Below are 17,395 nucleotides of genomic sequence, written 5' to 3'. Positions count from 1 at the left end.
GGACCGGTGCGACTGCTCCGCATGCTCCCGATCCGCCTACGGGCGGCGCTGGCCGCGGCCCTGGCCACCGCCGTGGTGCTCGGCGTGGTCACCTGGTGGGTCGGCGAGCAGAGCTACCGGGCCGGCCTGCCCCCCGCGAAGCTGACCGCGCTCAAGGACGCCGACGCGCTGGACGACGCGGTGCCGGCCCTCGACCGGGACCGGACCCTGCAGTGGAAGTACCCCCAGACCTCCTACCTGCTGATGCTGGCCGACGGCAGCTGGGCGCTTCACCACGCGGTGCTCGGCGATATCGACGCGCTCCGCCCGGCACTGCACCCGATGCCGCCGGCCGTCGACCCGAACGACCCGGCCGGCACCGTTCTGTTGAAGGGCCGCAGCGACGAGGTCGAGCTGCGGGTGCCGGCCGGCGTCCTGCTGACCATGCCGAACAGCCCGGGTGCGGACCTGGTCGGCCGGGACGTGGTCTTCCAGCGGCGCACCGGCCAGGTCTGGGACGCCGCGGCCCTCGAGACGCTGACCGGCCGCAAGGGCCTCCCCGCCCAGCAGGTCACCACCTTCGTCCTGGTGAACGACAACGCCGCCCGGGAGGACGCGGCCGCGGTCACCACCGCGCTGCTCCGCTACGTGCTGCCGCTCGGCTCGCTGTTCGTGGCGCTGGTCGCCTGGCTGGTGGTGGGCTTCGCGCTCCGGCCGGTCGAGGCGATCCGCCGTCAGATGGCCCGGATCGGCGGCGGCGACCTGCACGAACGGGTGCCCGTCCCGCCGTCCCGGGACCAGATCGGCCGCCTCGCCGTCACCACCAACGAGACCCTGGACCGGCTGGCGGACGCGCTGGCCGAGCAGCGCCGGCTGGTCGCCGACGCCTCGCACGAACTGCGCACCCCGGTCGCGGTGCTGCGCGGCTCGCTGGACGTGGCCCTGGCCCACCCCGAGCGGGCCGACTGGCCGCCGGTGGCCCGCACCGCGGTGGCCGGAGCCGAACGACTGGAGCGGCTCACCGCCGATCTCCTGCTGCTGCACCGGGTCGACGGCCAGGCCGTCACCGACCGGCTCACCCCGCTGCACGACCTGATCACCGAGCAGCTCGCCGAGCGGGCCCTGCTCGGCGGGCGCCCGGCCACAGTGCTCGCCCTGGACGAACTCCTGCTCCCCGCCGACGAGTTGCTGCTCGGGCGGCTGTTGGGGAACCTGCTGGACAACGCCGAGCGGTACGCCACCTCGCGGATCACGCTGTCCCTGCGGGTCACCGACGGCACGGCCGAGCTGACGGTGGCCGACGACGGCCCCGGGATCGCCGAGGCCGACCGGGAACGGGTCTTCGAACGCTTCGTCAGACTGGACGAGTCGCGCGACCGTCAGCACGGCGGCTCCGGGCTCGGCCTGGCCCTGGTCCGCGGCATCGCCGAGGGCCTGGGCGGGACGGCCTCCGCCGTGGCCCCCGCCACCGGCCGGGGCGCCGAGCTGGTGGTCAGCCTCCCCGTCCCGGGGGCTGTCTCCTAGGCTGACCGGATGCGACTGCTGTTGGTGGAGGACGAGGAGGAGCTGGCCCACTCCCTGAGCCGGGGCCTGCGGGCCGAGGGCTACGCGGTGGACGTGGTCGGCGACGGCCTGGAGGGCCTGGCCTTGGCCGAGAGCGGCGGGTACGCGGCCGTGGTGCTGGACCTGATGCTGCCCGGGCTGAACGGCTTCCGGATCTGCCGACGGCTGCGCGAACGGGGCTCCACCGTCCCGGTGCTGATCCTGACCGCGAAGAACGGCGAGTACGACGAGGCCGAGGCGCTGGACAGCGGGGCGGACGACTTCCTCGGCAAGCCCTTCTCCTACGTGGTGCTGACCGCCCGGCTACGGGCGCTGATCCGCCGGGGCGCGGCCGGCCGCCCCGCCGTCCTGACGGTCGGTGACCTGACGGTGGATCCGGCCACCCGTCGCTGCCGGGTCGGTGGAGCCGAACTGCACTTCACCACCAAGGAGTTCGGCGTGCTGGAGTGTCTGGCCCACCGGGCCGGGCTGGCGGTGCCGAAGACCGAGATCCTGGACGCGGTCTGGGACCACGCCTTCCGGGGCGACCTGAACATCGTCGAGGTGTACGTGGCCGCGCTGCGCCGCAAGCTGCTGGCCGCCGGGGCCCGCTGCGGGATCGACACCGTCCGGGGCGTCGGCTACCGGCTGGCCGACCGCCGGGAACTCCGTTGACAACTCCCCCACCCTGACCCAGAGTTCCAGCACGGCGAGCTCCGGGGGTGCGGCATGGGCGGCGGGGAGGACCACGACTATCCGACCGACGTGGACGAGGGCGGGGTCACCGAACTCGTGGTGCACGGGGTCGGCGGCTCCGGGCCGGCCGAGGTGCTGGACGATCCGGAGGCCCGGCAGGTCACCGGCTCCAAGCTGGCCGGGATCTGGCGCGGGCGGGACGCCCGGCCGTCCGGGCGGCACCGCGAGGTGTACTCCTGGGGCGGGCTGACCTCACGCTCCTGGGCCACCGCGCTCTGGTTCCTGCTGCTGCCCTTCGCCTTCGTCAACACGGCCGGCTGGATGGCCCACGGCGGGCCGCGCCAGGTCCGGTTCCAGCAGGCCATGGTGCGGATCATCGCGCTCTGCGTCACCGCCACCTACCTGCTGTTCCTCACCCACGTGCTGGTCGACCAGGCCGCCTGGCAGTGCCTGGCGGTCGCCAACTGCCGCGCCCAGCCGTTCTGGCACGCCCTCCAACTCCAGGACCGCCCCTACGTCGCGGTCGCGGTGGCCGCGCTGCTGCCCGCCCTGCTGGTGCTGCTGCTGCACGTCGGCACCAGCCCCAACCGGCGCTGGGAGGCCGGGGACGGCACCGGCGGAGAGAACGACCGCCCCGCCCACCGGGACCTGGCCCGTGCCGAACTCACCGACCCCGGCTTCTGGGAGGGCGGTGCCTACTCCACCCGCCACCGCACGGTGCACACCTGCTCGGCCCTGCTGCTGCTCACCCTGGTGGTGCTGCGCACCGCGCGCACCGGCGGCCGGGCCACCGGGCTGCTGACCGCCCTCGAACTGCTCACCGTACTGGGCCTGTTGCTGTTCGCCGCCGCAGCGCTCGGCGACCGCCCCAGGGCCTGGCTGGCCGGCGGACGGATCTCCCGGCGGGTGGCCTGCACCTCCACCACCGTGCTGCTGGCCGCCGCGATGCTGCTCTGCGCCGTCCAGCCGAGCTCACGCCGGGAGGGCGCGGCCGGGGTGAGCGGGGCCGCGATCGGCACCCCGGACCTGCTGGAACTCTTCAACCTGCTGCTGTTGGTGCTCTACGCCGCCGGAGCGGCGATGCTGTTCTGCGCCTGGTGGGCCAAGCGCTCCGCCGGGCAGCGCGGCCTGCCCCGGCTGCCGCCCTCCTTCACCACCGTCGCCGTCAGCAGCGGCCTGCTGTTCGCCATCTGGTCGGGCGTGGCGCTCTCCGCCGCGCACTGGCTCAGCCCGCCCGGGGAGAAGGGCGCGGCGGCCGTGACGCAGGTCCAGATCCTGCCCGGCTCCGAGGTGCTGGCCCGGTACAGCATCGACGGGATGGTGCTGCTGACGGCCTGGTTCGGCCTGGTCTGGTTCTGGCACCGGCTGCGCCACCCGGTGGGCCTGGACGACGAGTTGGACCTCTGGGAGCAGCGCGGCCCCGCCCTCCGGCTGCGCGCCCCGGCGCCGCACCCGGAGAGCCCGCGCGGGCTCTGGCTGGCCGAGGTGCTGCGACGCAAGCGCAACGGCGAGCTGCTGCTGCGCCGGATGGAGGGCCTGACCTCCGGCGCGGCCGTCCTGCTCGGAGCCTCGGCGATCGCCTTCGGCATCAGCTACGGACTGGCCTGGACCGGCGGCCCCAAGCCGGATCCCACCCGGATCTGGACCGGCCTGCCCGCGCCCAGCGCGGCGCTGGCCGGGACCATCCTGGTGCTCGGGCCGGTGCTGCTGCTCCTCCTGGTCCGTCAGTCCCTGGCCGACCAGAACACCCGCCGGGTGGTCGGCATCGTCTGGGACGTCGCCACCTTCTGGCCGCGGGCCTTCCACCCGTACGCGCCGCCCAGCTACGCGGAGCAGGCGGTGCCCCAACTCGCCGAGCGGGTACGGCACCTGACCTCGCGGGGCGGGTCGGTGGTGCTGCTCGGGCACAGCCAGGGCGCGGTGATCGTCACCGCCACGGTGGCCCGGCTGGCCGGCACCGCGCCGGAGACCGGCGCCCGCCTGTCCGTGGTCACCTACGGCAACCCCGTGCCCCGGCTCTACCGCCGGTGGTTCCCCCGCCACCTGGCCGACGCCGCGACCGCCGCCCGGCTGACCCGCTTCCCCACCCCGCCCACCTGGGCCAACTTCCACCGCGCCACCGACCCCTTCGGTGGCCAGCCCCTCACCACCCCCGGCATCACCGACGTCTGGCTCCCCGACCCGCCCACCGCCGAACGCCGCCCCGGCAGCGACCTCCCCGTCATCCGGGGCCACCACCACCGCGGCTACGTCCGCCAGTCCGAGTTCAGCACCCACCTGGACGCCGAGACCACCCGCCTGACCGACCCCTGACGGGCTGTCGGCGGGCGGCGGTAGCCTGCGGCGCGTGAAGCACACCACCCGTGTCCTCAAGGACGTCATCCACGTGTACGACCTCGCCGGCGGGCCCGGCGAGCTGGTCCCGGTCGCCCGCTTCCTGCCGGTGGCCGGTGACGAGCCGATCTCGACCTCGGTCACCTCGGACCTGGGGCGGGCCTGCTACACCACCCTCAACGCCGTGGTGTGCGTCTCGGCCGACGGCACCGAGCTCTGGCGCCACCTGCTGGAGCCGCACTCCACCAGCCCGTACGGCCACCGGCCGGACTGCGCGTACTCCCCCGACGGCCGGACGGTCTGGGTCTACCGGCCCGACGCGATGGCCGACCGTGGCCTGCTGGACCACTGGGAGGTGCTGGACGCCGCGACCGGCGAGCGGCTCGACGCCGTGGAGCTGGGCACCGTCGGCCACGGCGGCTCGCAGTACTTCCACCCCACCGACGGCCACGTCCTGCTGGAGCTCGGCGAGGGCCAGGACGGCGTGGCCACCTTCCGGGCCCGGCTGCTGGGCGGCCGGCTGGAGGTGTTCCAGTACCCGTGGCACGACCGCTGCCTGATCGAGCTGTCGCCCGACGGCACCCAGTTCATGACGGTGGATCACAGCCAGACCGACGTGACCTTCCACCGCTACCCGGGCGGCGAGGAGCTGCTCACCCTGACCGTCGACGCCTTCGAGCCCGACCGCGAGGAGGGCGTCGTGGAGTGGAACGGGGGCTACCTGACCGACTCCACCGCGGTGGTCACGATCATGGGCGAGGACGAGGAGACGGAGGAGGAGTGGCACCGGGACCACCTGGTCGACCTGGCCACCGGCACCATCACCCCGTTCGCCTCCGGGAGCGCGGACTCCTACGACATCACCCCGCTCGGCGACGGCAGCTGGCTGCTGGCCGGGCCGGACGGTCACCCGGTCAGGCGGTGCGGCCCAGCGTAGCGAGGTAGGCGCGCCAGCCGCCGAAGCCGGTGATCTCCTGGTGCACGCCACGCTCGAGCTGGCCGCGGGCCAGCAGCATCGAGAGGCAGGCCGAGCCGTCGGCCAACTCGATGACGCCGAGCTCCAGTTCGGCCGGCTCGCCGGGGAGGATGACGTCGCGCAGGTGCGCCAGGTCGACGTCGTACAGCTCGCCCTCGATGGCGGTCTCCACCGTCGGGTCGGCGAGCAGGCCGGGGCACTCGTCCCGGATCGAGAAGAAGCGGTATCCCGGGGCGGTGCTGACCGGGCCGATCAGCACGTCGGCGACCGAGGCGTGGAACGGGCCGCCGACCATGGCCTGGCCGTTGAAGAAGATGCGTGCCATGTGCGTGAAGTTCCTTCCGTGACAAGGCCGTACGGCCACCCGCTTCCGAGGGTGGCCGTACGGTTCGTACTAATCGGCGCGGCCAGTGCTCCAGCACGGCAGGCGGCAGGGCGGCCGCGCCTCGCTAGATTGGTGATCAGTCGAGCAGCGGCAGCGCGGGCAGGGTGAGGAAGTCGACGAACTCCTCGGCCAGCGAGACCTGTTCGAACAGCCGGGCGGCCTCGGCCCAGCGCCCACCGGCGTACGCGGCCTCGCCCAGCTCGGCCTTCAGCGCGTCCAGTTCCTCGGCCACCAGCCGGCGGACCAGCTCGGCGCTGGCCTTCTCGCCGGTGTCGGCGAGGACCACGTCGTTGCGGATCCACTGCCAGATCTGCGAACGGGAGATCTCGGCGGTGGCGGCGTCCTCCATCATGTTGAAGATGCCGACCGCGCCGAGCCCGCGCAGCCAGGCCTCGATGTAGCGGACGCCGACCTGGACGGCGTTGTGCAGTCCGGCCTCGGTGCAGCTGCCGCCCGCACCGGCGATGTCCAGCAGCTGAGCGGCCGTCACCGGCTCGGCCGGGCCGGGGTTCTCCTTCTGGTTCGGCCGCTCGCCGAGCACCGCGTCGAAGGAGGCCCGGGCGACCGGGACCAGGTCGGGGTGGGCGACCCAGGAGCCGTCGAAGCCGTTGCCGGCCTCGCGGTCCTTGTCGGCCTTGACCTTGGCCAGCGCGGCGGCGTTGACCTCGGGGTCGCGGCGGGAGGGGATGAAGGCGGCCATGCCGCCGATCGCGTGGGCGCCGCGCTTGTGGCAGGTCTGCACCAGCAGGCGGGTGTAGGCGGCCATGAACGGCGCGGCCATGGTGACCGAGTTCCGGTCCGGGAGGATGTAGTGCTCCCCGGCGTCCCGGAAGTTCTTCACGATGGAGAACAGGTAGTCCCACCGGCCGGCGTTCAACCCGGCGGCGTGGTCGCGGAGTTCGTAGAGGATCTCGTCCATCTCGAACGCGGCGGTGATGGTCTCGATCAGCACCGTGGCGCGGATGGTGCCGTGCGGGATGCCGAGCGCGGCCTGCGCGTGGGTGAAGACCTCGTTCCAGAGCCGGGCTTCCAGGTGGCTCTCGGTCTTCGGCAGGTAGAAGTACGGGCCCGAGTTCGGGTCCGCCTCGCCCTTGGCGATCAGCCGGGCCGCGTTGTGGAAGAAGTACAGGCCGAAGTCGAAGAGGCCGCCGGAGACCGGCGCGCCGTCGACCAGCAGGTGGGTCTCGTCCAGGTGCCAGCCGCGGGGGCGGACCACGACGGTGGCCAGCTCGGCGGCGGGCTTGAGGGCGTAGGACTTGCCGGCCTCGGTGGTGAAGTCGATCCGGCCCTCGTAGGCGTCGATCAAGTTGACCTGACCGCTGACCACGTTCTCCCAGGTGGGGGCGGTGGCGTCCTCGAAGTCGGCGAGCCAGACCTTGGCACCCGAGTTGAGCGCGTTGATGACCATCTTGCGGTCCGTCGGGCCGGTGATCTCGACCCGGCGGTCCTGGAGCGCGCGGGGAGCGGGGGCGACCTTCCAGTCACCGGCGCGGACCTCGGCGGTCTCCGGGAGGAAGTCGAGGGTGCCCGCGGCCGCGATCTCGGCGCGCCGGGCCTTGCGGCGGGCCAGCAGTTCCTGCCGGCGGCCTTCGAAGGCGCGGTGGAGGCCGACCACGAAGGAGACGGCCTCGGGAGTGAGCACCTCCTCGCTGCGGGGGACGCGCGGACCGGCGACAGTGACGACCGGAGCGGCGGAGGGGGCGCCGACGGGGTCCTGGTCTGCAGCCATGGGCAGAACACTCCTTGGACAGTTGAGCCAGCAGGGAGGCTCCGGTGGGTGCCTCCTCGATACCGACCCACCTACTGGCGGGTTCGGTTCTGTAAGGTGGAGACTAGTTTCCGCGATACAGAATTTCAACGGTTTGTTGAGGTAGATCGCCGGGACTCTACTCCTCCTCCACAGCAGAAGGGAACGCCGGTGGCCACCACCCCCGCTGCAGCACCGTCCGGGGCCGAGCGAGCCGGCGGCGGCGTCCAGTCCGTCGAGCGCGCCTTCCAGCTGCTCGAAGCACTCGCCGACTCCGGCGGCATCGCGACCCTGAGCGAGCTCTCCGCCAGCTCCGGCCTGCCGATGCCGACCATCCACCGCCTGATCCGTACCCTCGTGCAGCAGGGCTATGTCCGCCAGGACACCGCCCGCCGCTACACCCTCGGCCCGCGGCTGATCCGCCTCGGCGAGACCTCAGGCCGCCTGCTGGGCAGCTGGGCCCGCCCGTACCTGGCCGAGCTGATGGAGGCCACCGGGGAGACCGCCAACCTCGCGGTGCTGGAGGGCGGCGAGGTGGTCTACGTCGGCCAGGTACAGTCCCGCCGCTCGATGCGGATGTTCACCGAGGTCGGCCGCCGGGTGCAGCCGCACTGCACCGGCGTCGGCAAGGCGCTGCTGGCCCAGTTGGACGAGCCCGAGGCCCGCGCGGTGCTCGGCACCCAGCCGCTCCAGTCGCACACGCCGTACACCGTCACCGACCCGGACGAGCTCTTCGCCCAACTGGCCCACGCCCGGGCCTCCGGCTACGTGGTGGACGACCAGGAGCAGGAGATCGGCGTGCGCTGCATCGCGGTCGCCGTCCCCGGCGCACCGACCCCCACCGCCCTCTCGGTCTCCGGCCCGGAGGCCCGGATCCGGGCCCTGGAGGCACAGGCCGGGGAGAGCTCGCTGGTCCCCGTGATGCGCCAGATCGCGACCCGACTCGGTCAGGTCCTCGCCCCCTGACGTCAGGTCAGGCCCGCCCGACCTCCCGGCCTCAGTCCGGATCGAGGTCGGGCGGGCCCGCCTGTGCCGCCGTCAGCTGGAAGACCGTCAGCTCCGGCTCCACGCCCACCTCGCGGAACAGCCGCGGCGCGGCGGCCAGCTTCGGATCCGCCCGGACGGCCTCCAGGGTGGCCTTGTCCCGCCACAGGCTCTGCACCCGCCAGCGGCCACCCGGGCCGCGCAGCAGCTCCGTCCTGATCAGCCCCTCCGGCAGCGCCCCTGCCACCAACTCCCGGTACGACGTCACGAGTTGGGCCTCCTTCTCGGGGCCGACCACCCCGGAGACCTCGCTCAACACCTGTCCGGACACCGTCCGCACCTCCATCTCTCCCGGACACTCTGCCGATACATTCTGTGCAGTTGGCGACACGGAGAGCGAACGGAGTGGACCATGGGTGGACGGAAGCTGACGGTGGTGCTGGCCGCAGCCGCAGCGCTGGTGCTGGGGGTGACCGTGCCGGCGAGCGCGGCGCCCTCGAACTCGGACCTGGAGGTGGTCCGGCTGGACCCCGAGGCGGCTCCACCCGGTGGCACCACGACGGTGCACGGATTCGTCGCCAACGGGGGCCCCGACCGGACCGAGTCGCCCTTCACGGTGGTGCTGACGGTCCCCGAGGGCTTCACCTTCGAGGGCCCGACCTTCCCGACCGACTGCACCCTCACGGCCGGGAACCACGCGCTGACCTGCACCTTCGGCGCCGGCCTGCCTCAGTACCGGACCGCGACGGTCCTCGCCCCCGTCCGGGTGGACACGGACGTGCCCCCCGGCACGACGGCCGAGGGGCAGGTGACGGTGGTCAGCGCGGACGACACGGACCTCACGAACAACTCCACGCCGTTCACGCTCTCCGTGAGCTGACTCAGCGGTAGACGCGGACCCAGTCCGCGGCGAAGTCGATCGGTGCGGTGCCGGACGGCGCCGGGTGGTACTTCCCGGCACCCACCGAGAGGTTGAGGATCAGGTAGGCGGACCAGTCGGCCCCCACGCCCTGGTTGTCGGAGAAGACCTTGACGCCGTTCACGTACCAGTCGACGGAGTTCGCACCGTAGTACGTGCCGATGGTGACCCACTTCTCGTGGCCGATCGCGGTGGCGTCGGTGAGGTACTTCTGGCCCGACCTGACGTGGTTGGTCAGCTCCAGCAGCGCGGCGTTGTCCGGGTGGTACTCGAAGGTGTCGATCTCCCCGTTGCCGTTCTTCCAGGTCCACAGCGCGGGCCACGCGCCCGCCTCGGAGGGCAGCTGCACCCGGGCCTCGGCGTAGTCGCCGGTCCGCACCTGGAAGCCCTGCGAGGAGTACTCGGTGGTGAGCAGTCCGGTGTCCCAGGCCTGCTTGCCGTTCTCCAGGGTGTGCGCGGAGGGCTTGGCGGTGAAGGTGGCCACACCGTTCGCGACCGAGACGCCGGACGGGTTCAGCCAGTCCAGCTTGTTGTCGTCGGGGTTGTGGTTGCCGTAACGGTAGCTGCTGCTGCGGTCGTTGACCCACTTGCTGCCGAGCGCGACGGGAGCGTCGAACTCCTCCGACCAGGTCAGCGCCTTGCCCGGCACGGGCGAACCACCCGGGGTCGGGGTCGGGGTGGGCGTCGGAGTGGGCGTGGGAGTGGGCGTGGGGGTCGGGGTCGGGGTCACCGAGGCACCGCCGACGGTCAGCTGACGGGACGGCAGGTTGTGCCAGCCCCCGTTCTGGTCCTGCCAGAAGCCGAACTGGGTGTACGTCCCGGCCGGCAGCGCCCGGGCGCCACTGGTGAAGGTCACCCCGCCCGGGCAGATCCGCACGTTGCTCGCGTTGCCGGGGAAGTCGAGGTTGCGGCCGGCCGCGTCCCGGACGCCGACGCCGAGGGTCTTGGCGGTGAAGCAGGAGCCGGAGTGCACGGTCAGGCTGGCCCGGCCGGCCACATCCGCGGCCAGGGTGTTCGGGCTGAGCCGGTCCTGGGTGACGACGGTGACGGCCTCGGCCTGGCCGGCCAGCGGGGCGGCGGCGATCAGCGGGACGGCCACCAGGGCGGCCGCGCCGAGGCGCGCGGGAGTGACGGAGAAGCGCATGGGCAGGAGTCCTCTTTCGACGCCTGCGAGGTGAGCTGTCGGGTTCGGGCATGAGGGAACGCCCGGCCGCCCGTGAGCGGCTTCACCCCGAGTGCCCCTGCGCCGAGTGGGCGGGCAGGGGTCACGGACTGACCTGGTTCCCCCGCTCCTGCCCGTACTCGGTGTGGTCGAGTGACCGTCGACGGGCAGGCAGGACTCGGCGCCCCGGCGACGGCGTCCGCTCGTACGCGGACAACTCCCTGCAGGCTAGGCGGCGACCCGCCGAGCGACAACGAGACGTCCCTCACAGGACCCGGCCCACCGGTCGCAGCCGACCCCTTGGGCGGATACCGTTCCGCTCCTCAGGACAGCCAGGCGGCGACCTGGGCGGCGGCGGCCGGAGCCCAACCGAGTTCGAGGTGGTTGAGGTCGGTGAGCAGCCTGGTGCCGCCGACGGTCCGGATGCCGGTGGTGTCGAGGGCGCTGGCGGTGAGGACGATGCCGTCGCTCGGGCCGCGGTTCTCGTTGAGCAGGCCGGGGAGGTCGGCGGAGCCGCCGGCCAGCAGGTAGGCCGGGACGGCGGCCGGGGTGCCCGCGGCCTGCAGCGGGGCGATCAGCGAACCGGCGTCGATCGCGGCCTGGATGCCCTGGCCGGCGGTGTAGTAGCCCTGGCCGCCGTAGTAGGTGGTCCACCAGTCCTGGGTGAGCTGGTCCACGCCGTACCGCCCGTCCCAGCGGGCCAGCAGCTGGCGCTGGCCGGGGAAGCAGTCGGAGCCGTTGACCGGCAGCACGCCGAGGCAGGGCTGGGAGGTGTAGGTGCCGTAGCAGGTCATCCAGAGGTGCGGGGAGGGTGCGTTGGCGGTGCCCCCGCAGGCGGGCCAGGTGGCCAGCGAGAAGCTCCAGCCGTGGGCGTAGACGTAGTCGAGGCCGCCGTTGGGGCCACCGAGGGTGACCAGCCGGCGGACGTCTCCGGGGTAGGCCCGCCCCCAGGACGGCCGGACCGAGGAGGCCCAACTCCGGGCCGCCACTTCGCCCTTGCTCCAGGCGACCAGGTCGACCTGGCCCACGCCGAGCCGGTCCCGGATCACCGCGACGGCGTCCCCGACCGCCTGGGCCTGCATCAGGTTGTCACCGTGCTTGTGGGCGAACCCGATCGCGAAGACCCGGTGCCCGGCGGCGGCCAGCTGCTGCGCCAGCCCGGTCGAAGGGCAGCTCGCCGCACCGCAGTTGCCGCTCTCGGCGGGGTTGGCCCAGGCCCGGTCCGCGTTGTCGTTGGCCCCGTGCACCAGCAGGACGGCGGACTTGGCGCCGGTGTCCCAGCCGGCGGCCGAGTAGAGCAGGAAGCGGGCCGAGGAGGGGCGCTTCACCCCGCCGAAGTAGCTGACCCGGGCGCCGTCCTGGTCACCGCGGCCGTCCGCGGGGAACTGCTCGGCGCGGAACCCGGTGGTGGTGTCGTACCAACGCTCCACCTTGGCCCAGCCGTTGCCGGGTGCGGAGTACGTCGCCTCCAGCTTCAGGTACGCGGGGGTCGCGGCGGCGGCCGGACCGAGGCCCAGCGCCAGGGCGGCGCAGCTGAGCAGCAGTACGAGGAGTCGTCTCACAGGGAGCTCCAGCCTGGTGGGGGGCAGGGGTCCGGCCACGGTAGGCGGACCGGCACCGCTCCCCCATGGCACGGTCACACATCCGGCACCTGCGCCGCATGGCGGCAACCCACAAGTCACGTGGATTCACGGCGAGTTACCCGTCGGTGAAGTGTTTCCGCAACGCTTCCTCCGGGACCTGACAAACCCTCAGACTGAAAAACATGCGAATCACTCTACGCGCGTTGAAGACCCGTGCCGCTTCCGTCGCCGCCGTCGGTCTGCTCACCCTCGCCCCCACCGCCGTGTTCGCCACCGACGCCTCCGCCACCGTCAGCGGGAGCATCTGCCACACCGCCCTCCCGGCCGAGGGCCGCACCACCGTCAAGCTGATCGACCAGGGCGGCCCGTTCCCCTACAGCCAGGACGGCATCGTCTTCCAGAACCGCGAGGGCGTGCTCCCGAAGCAGACCACCGGCTACTACCACGAGTACACCGTGAAGACCCCGGGCTCCTCGACCCGCGGCGCCCGCCGCATCGTCACCGGCAAGGTCTTCCACGAGGACTACTACACCGCCGACCACTACGCGACCTTCTACAAGGTCAACTTCGGCTGCTGACGCCCCACTTCACCCACCGGCCGCCCGCCCCACTTCCCCGGGGGCGGGCGGTCGCGCGGTCAGCTCGGGACGGGCCGCGCCGGACGCGGCGCACGCTGACTGAGCCCCATCAGGCCGAACCCGACCAGCAAGAACACGTTGCCGATCATCACCAGGCCCATCCGGAAGCCGAACTCGCCGACCAGCAGCCCGAACACCGCCTGCCAGACCAGGGCGAAGGCCGACACCAGCTGGGCCCAACCGTGCAGCCGGGGACGGCGGACGTACCTCCGGTTCAGCGGGAGCATCCAGCCCCGCGTCAGCGTCGCGATCCCCGACCCGGCGAGGAAGACCGCCACCAGCAGAGGCGGAACTGCGAGATACACCTTCACGATTCGCTCCCCGCACCCCGGACACGCTCCGGAGCGCAGCGCGATCATGGCACCCGGCCCCCACCGCGTCCAGTGCCGATCCGCGTGATCGTCCACCGCCGCACCGGCGCGTTCACGGCAGCTCCCGCACCATGAAGACGTCCACCGGGTCCTCGGTCTCGACGGTGAATCCGTGGCGTTCGTACAGCCGTCGGGCCGGGCTGCCCTGGAGGACGTTGAGGCGGACGGGGGTGCGGGTGCGGTCGCACTGCTCCAGCAGCCGACCCAGCACGCCCGAGCCGACGCCGGCTCCCTGGTGGCGCGGGTCAAGGTAGAAGTGCTCCAGCCAGCAGCCGTCCGCGGCGGGCCGCAGGGCCACGCAGCCGGCGAACTCGCCGGCCACCTCGATCACCCAGGTGTGGCCCGGGTCGAACCCGTCACGCAGCCGCTGCCGGACGCGCTGCGGGTCGTACCGGCCGAGCCGCTCCAGATCCGGTCGCAGCACCGTCGCGCGCAGCTCGGCCACCGCCTCGACGTCCGAAGCCGATGCCTGCCGAAGATCCCAGTCCGCCATGCCCGGCACGCTATCGCGCCGGACCCGGGGCCTCGCCTCCGGACCTGACGTCGGGCCTTTACGGGGGATTTACGGACGAGTACCCTCCTGAAACATCTTGCAGAGTCTTGCGCAAGACGGAGCGTCAACTCCGGTCGGTGGCGTGCGCCGCAGGGCCCCACCCCTGTGCCGTCGCCGGAGGGGGCGTCTCCTCCCCCACCCGTCAGGCATTCGAGGAGTCCCTCCGTGGACCGTGAAGTCGCACGCCGCCCCCGGCGATCCCGCCATCCACTGGCCGCCGTACTGGCCGTCGTGGCAGGGCTGTTGGCCACCCTGCTGCCCGCACTCACCGCCAACGCGGCCACCACCGCGACCGTCTACTACAAGCCCGCCACCACCTGGAGCGCCGTCTACCTGCACTGGGCCCCCACCGGCGGGAGTTGGACCACTCCGCCCGGCACCGCCATGGAGGCGGCCTGCTCCGGCTGGTTCAAGAAGAGCGTCGACCTCGGCGCCGCCACCGGTCTCCAGGCCACCTTCACCAACGGCTCGGGCAGTTGGGACAGCCGCAACGGCGCCAACTACCAACTCGCCGGCGGCACCAGTGCCGTCTCGGGCGGCACCGTCACCACCACCGACCCGTGCGCGGCCGCCACCCCCACCTCCGCGACCGTGTTCTACTCCACCGCCGGCCGCAACTGGCCCGCGTACTACCTGCACTGGGCCCCCACCGGCGGCACCTGGACCACCTCCCCCGGCACGGCGATGACCGCCGCCTGCACCGGCTGGGTGAAGCAGACCGTGGCCCTCGGCTACGCGGCCACCTGGCAGGCGACCTTCAACAACGGCGCCGGCACCTGGGACAACAACGGCGGCGCCAACTACCAGCTGGGGACGGGCTCGATCACCGTCAAGGACGGCGTCGTCGCCCACTCGGACCCCTGCGGCACCACCACGCCGGAGCCGACGCCCACCCCCACCACGACGCCGACCCCGGCGACCGAGGCCACCGTCTGGTACTCGACCACCAGCGTCGGCTGGTCCACCGTCAACCTGCACTGGGCCCCCACCGGCGGCGCCTGGACCACCTCCCCCGGCACGGGCATGACCGCCGCCTGCACCGGTTGGGTCAAGCGCACCGTCAGCCTCGGCGCCGCCACCACCTGGCAGGCCGTCTTCAACAACGGCAACGGCGTCTGGGACAACAACAACGGCGTCAACTACCAGCTCCGCGGCGGCAACAGCACCGTCAAGGACAAGACCGTCACCCCCGACGCCACCGACCCCTGCGCCACCGCCGTCCCGGACACCACCGCCCCCACGGCCCCGACCGGCGTCAGCGCCTCCGCCACGGGCACCGGCACCGTGCTCACCTGGAACCCGGCCACCGACGACCGCGGCGTGACGGGCTACCAGGTCACCCGTACCGGCGGCAGCCGGGGCGGCTCCGTCGTCGACACCACCTCCACCGTGTACTCGCAGAGCGGCCTGGAGCCCACCACCTCCTACTGCTGGACCGTCAGGGCGAAGGACGCGGCGGGCAACCTCTCCACCGCCTCCGCTCCGCCCGCCTGCGCCGCCACCGGCACGGCGGAGCCGGCCCCCGCCGCCGGCGCCCCGCTGGGCGGTGACCCGCGCAAGGACCCGATCTACTTCGTCCTCACCGCCCGCTTCTACGACGGCGACAGCTCCAACAACCGGGGCGGCAGCCAGGACGTGAAGTCGGGCAACGCGGCCAACGCCGACCCGATGTTCCGCGGTGACTTCAAGGGCCTGGTGCAGAAGCTGGACTACGTCAAGGCGCTGGGCTTCTCGGCGATCTGGATCACGCCGGTGGTGCTCAACCGCTCGGACTACGACTACCACGGGTACCACGGGTACGACTTCTACAAGGTGGACCCGCGCCTGGAGTCGGCCGGCGCCTCGTACCAGGACCTGATCAACGCCGCGCACGCCAAGGGCGTCAAGATCTACCAGGACGTGGTCTACAACCACAGCTCCCGCTGGGGCGCCAAGGGCCTGTTCACCCCGACCGTCTACGGCGTCCGGGACAGCCAGTGGAGCTGGTACTACGACGCCCCCAACTCCGGCTTCGAGTACGACGGCCTGACCGTCGACCCGGTCTCGGGGAAGTCGTACTACAACGGCGACCTCTGGTCCACGGCCGAGCCCAGCGGCAACACCTGCCTCAACTGGGGCAAGCCGACCGGTGCCAGGAGCCCCGAGGGCTACACCATCTACAACTGCCAGTGGCCGGGCGCCACCACCGGGATGTTCCCCAAGGCGCTCTACCACGCCTGCTGGATCGGGAACTGGGAGGGCGAGGACTCCCGCTCCTGCTGGCTGCACGAGGACCTGGCCGACTTCAACACCGAGAGCCCGGTGGTGCAGCAGTACCTGATCGGGGCCTACGACAAGTACATCGACATGGGCGTGGACGGCTTCCGGATCGACACCGCCGTGCACATCCCGCGCGTCACCTGGAACCGTCGCTTCCTGCCCGCGATCCAGGAGGAGGTGGCACGGAAGTTCGGCCCGGAGAAGGCGAACGACTTCTTCGTCTTCGGCGAGGTCGGCGCCTTCGTGAACGACAGGTGGAACCGCGGGTCGGTCAACCACTCCGCCCAGTTCTTCACCTGGAAGGAGCGCAGGGAGTACACCTCGGACGACGTGCAGGCCGCGCTCGACCAGTTCGCCTACGAGAACACCATGGGCACCGGCAACCAGCCGACCTCCACGAACGCGGTGCTCAACGGCAACGAGTACCACGCGCCCGACCACTCGAAGTTCTCCGGCATGAACATCATCGACATGCGGATGCACATGAACTTCGGTGACGCGTCCAACGCCTTCAACAACGGCAAGGACAGCGACGACTCCACCAACGACGCCACCTACAACGTGGTCTACGTGGACAGCCACGACTTCGGCCCGAACAAGTCGAGCACCCGCTACGCGGGCGGCACCGACGCCTGGGCCGAGAACATGGCGCTGATGTGGACCTTCCGGGGCATCCCCACCCTCTACTACGGCTCGGAGATCGAGTTCCAGGCCGGGAAGCAGATCGACTGCGGCCCGACCTGCCCGCTGGCCGGCACCGGGCGGGCGTACTACGGGGACAAGGTGGCCGGTGAGGTGACGGCCGGCCAGTTCTCGGTGGTCTCCTCGGCCTCCGGCCCGGTGGCCACCACGCTCCAGCAGCCGCTGGTCAAGCAACTCCAGCGGCTCAACCAGATCCGCCGCGCGGTGCCCGCCCTCCAGCTGGGGCAGTACTCCACTCAGGGGGTCTCCGGCGACATGGCCTTCAAGCGCCGGTACACCGCGAACGGGACGGACAGCTTCGCCCTGGTGGCCGTCACCAATGCCGCCACCTTCTCCGGGATCCCGAACGGCACCTACAAGGACGCCGTCACCGGGGACGTGAAGAACGTCACCAACGGCACCCTCGCGGTGGCCGCTTCCGGCAAGGGCAACCTGCGCGTCTACGTGCTCGACCTGGGCGGGGCCAACGCCGCCCCGGGCAAGGTCGGCGCGGACGGCCCGTACCTGAAGTAGTCGACGTTCCGGGCCGGTGGTCCGATAGGTTGGTCGGTACGGGCGGCTCGCC

General features: G+C 72.2%; 15 protein-coding genes and 1 riboswitch. Of the genes, 8 read left to right on the top strand and 7 right to left on the bottom strand.

The window, feature by feature from the left end; genetic code table 11:
- The first annotated feature begins 6 nt into the window (after window positions 1–6).
- Genes ACWCYY_RS01035 through ACWCYY_RS01020 form a run of 4 tightly spaced genes read left to right on the top strand, consistent with a single transcriptional unit; the run spans window position 7 to window position 5,488 of the window.
- Complete coding sequence (locus ACWCYY_RS01035; RefSeq protein ID WP_449794702.1) at window positions 7–1,503, top strand: sensor histidine kinase; 1,497 nt, start codon at window positions 7–9, stop codon at window positions 1,501–1,503.
- A 9-nt stretch (window positions 1,504–1,512) separates the two neighbouring features.
- The gene (locus tag ACWCYY_RS01030; protein WP_449794701.1) at window positions 1,513–2,196 is read left to right on the top strand and encodes a response regulator transcription factor; all 684 of its coding nucleotides are present in this window, start codon (window positions 1,513–1,515) and stop codon (window positions 2,194–2,196) included.
- A gap of 54 nt (window positions 2,197–2,250) precedes the next feature.
- Window positions 2,251–4,530 carry a PE-PPE domain-containing protein gene (locus ACWCYY_RS01025; protein ID WP_449794700.1) on the top strand — a complete coding sequence of 760 codons (2,280 nt, stop codon included), beginning with the start codon at window positions 2,251–2,253 and terminating at the stop codon, window positions 4,528–4,530.
- Between the two features lie 34 nt (window positions 4,531–4,564).
- Entirely contained in the window at window positions 4,565–5,488 is a 924-nt protein-coding gene (locus ACWCYY_RS01020; protein WP_449794699.1) for a hypothetical protein, read from the top strand.
- Here the strand turns inward: ACWCYY_RS01020 and ACWCYY_RS01015 are convergent.
- Together ACWCYY_RS01015 and aceB are read right to left on the bottom strand one after the other, a co-directional pair.
- Complete coding sequence (locus tag ACWCYY_RS01015; RefSeq protein ID WP_449794698.1) at window positions 5,466–5,852, bottom strand: allophanate hydrolase-related protein; 387 nt, start codon at window positions 5,850–5,852, stop codon at window positions 5,466–5,468. The genes ACWCYY_RS01020 and ACWCYY_RS01015 overlap by 23 nt on opposite strands.
- A 136-nt stretch (window positions 5,853–5,988) precedes the next feature.
- On the bottom strand, window positions 5,989–7,641 hold the full coding sequence (gene aceB / locus ACWCYY_RS01010) for a malate synthase A (protein ID WP_449794697.1): 1,653 nt from the start codon (window positions 7,639–7,641) through the stop codon (window positions 5,989–5,991).
- A gap of 189 nt (window positions 7,642–7,830) precedes the next feature.
- Here aceB and ACWCYY_RS01005 point away from each other — a divergent pair, with 189 nt between their 5' ends.
- A complete protein-coding gene (locus ACWCYY_RS01005; protein ID WP_380150508.1) occupies window positions 7,831–8,625 on the top strand; it encodes an IclR family transcriptional regulator in 795 nt (264 codons plus the stop codon).
- Window positions 8,626–8,656: 31 nt separating this feature from the next.
- Here ACWCYY_RS01005 and ACWCYY_RS01000 read toward each other — a convergent pair whose 3' ends face one another.
- Entirely contained in the window at window positions 8,657–8,974 is a 318-nt protein-coding gene (locus ACWCYY_RS01000) for a hypothetical protein (protein WP_449794696.1), read from the bottom strand.
- Between the two features lie 81 nt (window positions 8,975–9,055).
- Between ACWCYY_RS01000 and ACWCYY_RS00995 the strand changes: the two genes are divergently transcribed.
- Window positions 9,056–9,523: a hypothetical protein gene (locus tag ACWCYY_RS00995; protein WP_345280271.1), complete on the top strand. Its 468-nt coding sequence runs from the start codon at window positions 9,056–9,058 to the stop codon at window positions 9,521–9,523.
- Window position 9,524: 1 nt separating this feature from the next.
- Here the strand turns inward: ACWCYY_RS00995 and ACWCYY_RS00990 are convergent, their stop codons facing one another.
- A complete protein-coding gene (locus tag ACWCYY_RS00990) occupies window positions 9,525–10,706 on the bottom strand; it encodes a glycoside hydrolase family 16 protein (RefSeq protein ID WP_449794695.1) in 1,182 nt (393 codons plus the stop codon).
- A 6-nt stretch (window positions 10,707–10,712) separates the two neighbouring features.
- A riboswitch (cyclic di-AMP (ydaO/yuaA leader) is annotated at window positions 10,713–10,880 on the bottom strand.
- Window positions 10,881–11,047: 167 nt separating this feature from the next.
- Complete coding sequence (locus ACWCYY_RS00985; protein ID WP_345280275.1) at window positions 11,048–12,286, bottom strand: esterase/lipase family protein; 1,239 nt, start codon at window positions 12,284–12,286, stop codon at window positions 11,048–11,050.
- 203 nt (window positions 12,287–12,489) lie between these two features.
- Between ACWCYY_RS00985 and ACWCYY_RS00980 the strand changes: the two genes are divergently transcribed.
- Window positions 12,490–12,885, top strand: coding sequence for a ribonuclease domain-containing protein (locus tag ACWCYY_RS00980; protein WP_449794694.1), 396 nt, complete (start codon window positions 12,490–12,492; stop codon window positions 12,883–12,885).
- Between the two features lie 59 nt (window positions 12,886–12,944).
- On the opposite strand, the gene ACWCYY_RS00975 is transcribed toward ACWCYY_RS00980, so the two are convergent.
- Together ACWCYY_RS00975 and ACWCYY_RS00970 are read right to left on the bottom strand one after the other, a co-directional pair.
- On the bottom strand, window positions 12,945–13,256 hold the full coding sequence (locus ACWCYY_RS00975; RefSeq protein WP_345280279.1) for a hypothetical protein: 312 nt from the start codon (window positions 13,254–13,256) through the stop codon (window positions 12,945–12,947).
- A gap of 112 nt (window positions 13,257–13,368) precedes the next feature.
- On the bottom strand, window positions 13,369–13,809 hold the full coding sequence (locus ACWCYY_RS00970) for a GNAT family N-acetyltransferase (RefSeq protein WP_345280281.1): 441 nt from the start codon (window positions 13,807–13,809) through the stop codon (window positions 13,369–13,371).
- Between the two features lie 225 nt (window positions 13,810–14,034).
- Here ACWCYY_RS00970 and ACWCYY_RS00965 point away from each other — a divergent pair, with 225 nt between their 5' ends.
- Window positions 14,035–17,343, top strand: a complete 3,309-nt coding sequence (locus tag ACWCYY_RS00965; protein WP_449794693.1) for a carbohydrate binding domain-containing protein — start codon at window positions 14,035–14,037, stop codon at window positions 17,341–17,343.
- The last annotated feature ends 52 nt before the right edge of the window (window positions 17,344–17,395 follow it).

The organism is Kitasatospora sp. NPDC001664, assembly GCF_053596675.1.
The sequence above is the reverse complement of the archived record's forward strand: the minus strand, read 5'-3'. Positions and strand labels throughout refer to the sequence as shown.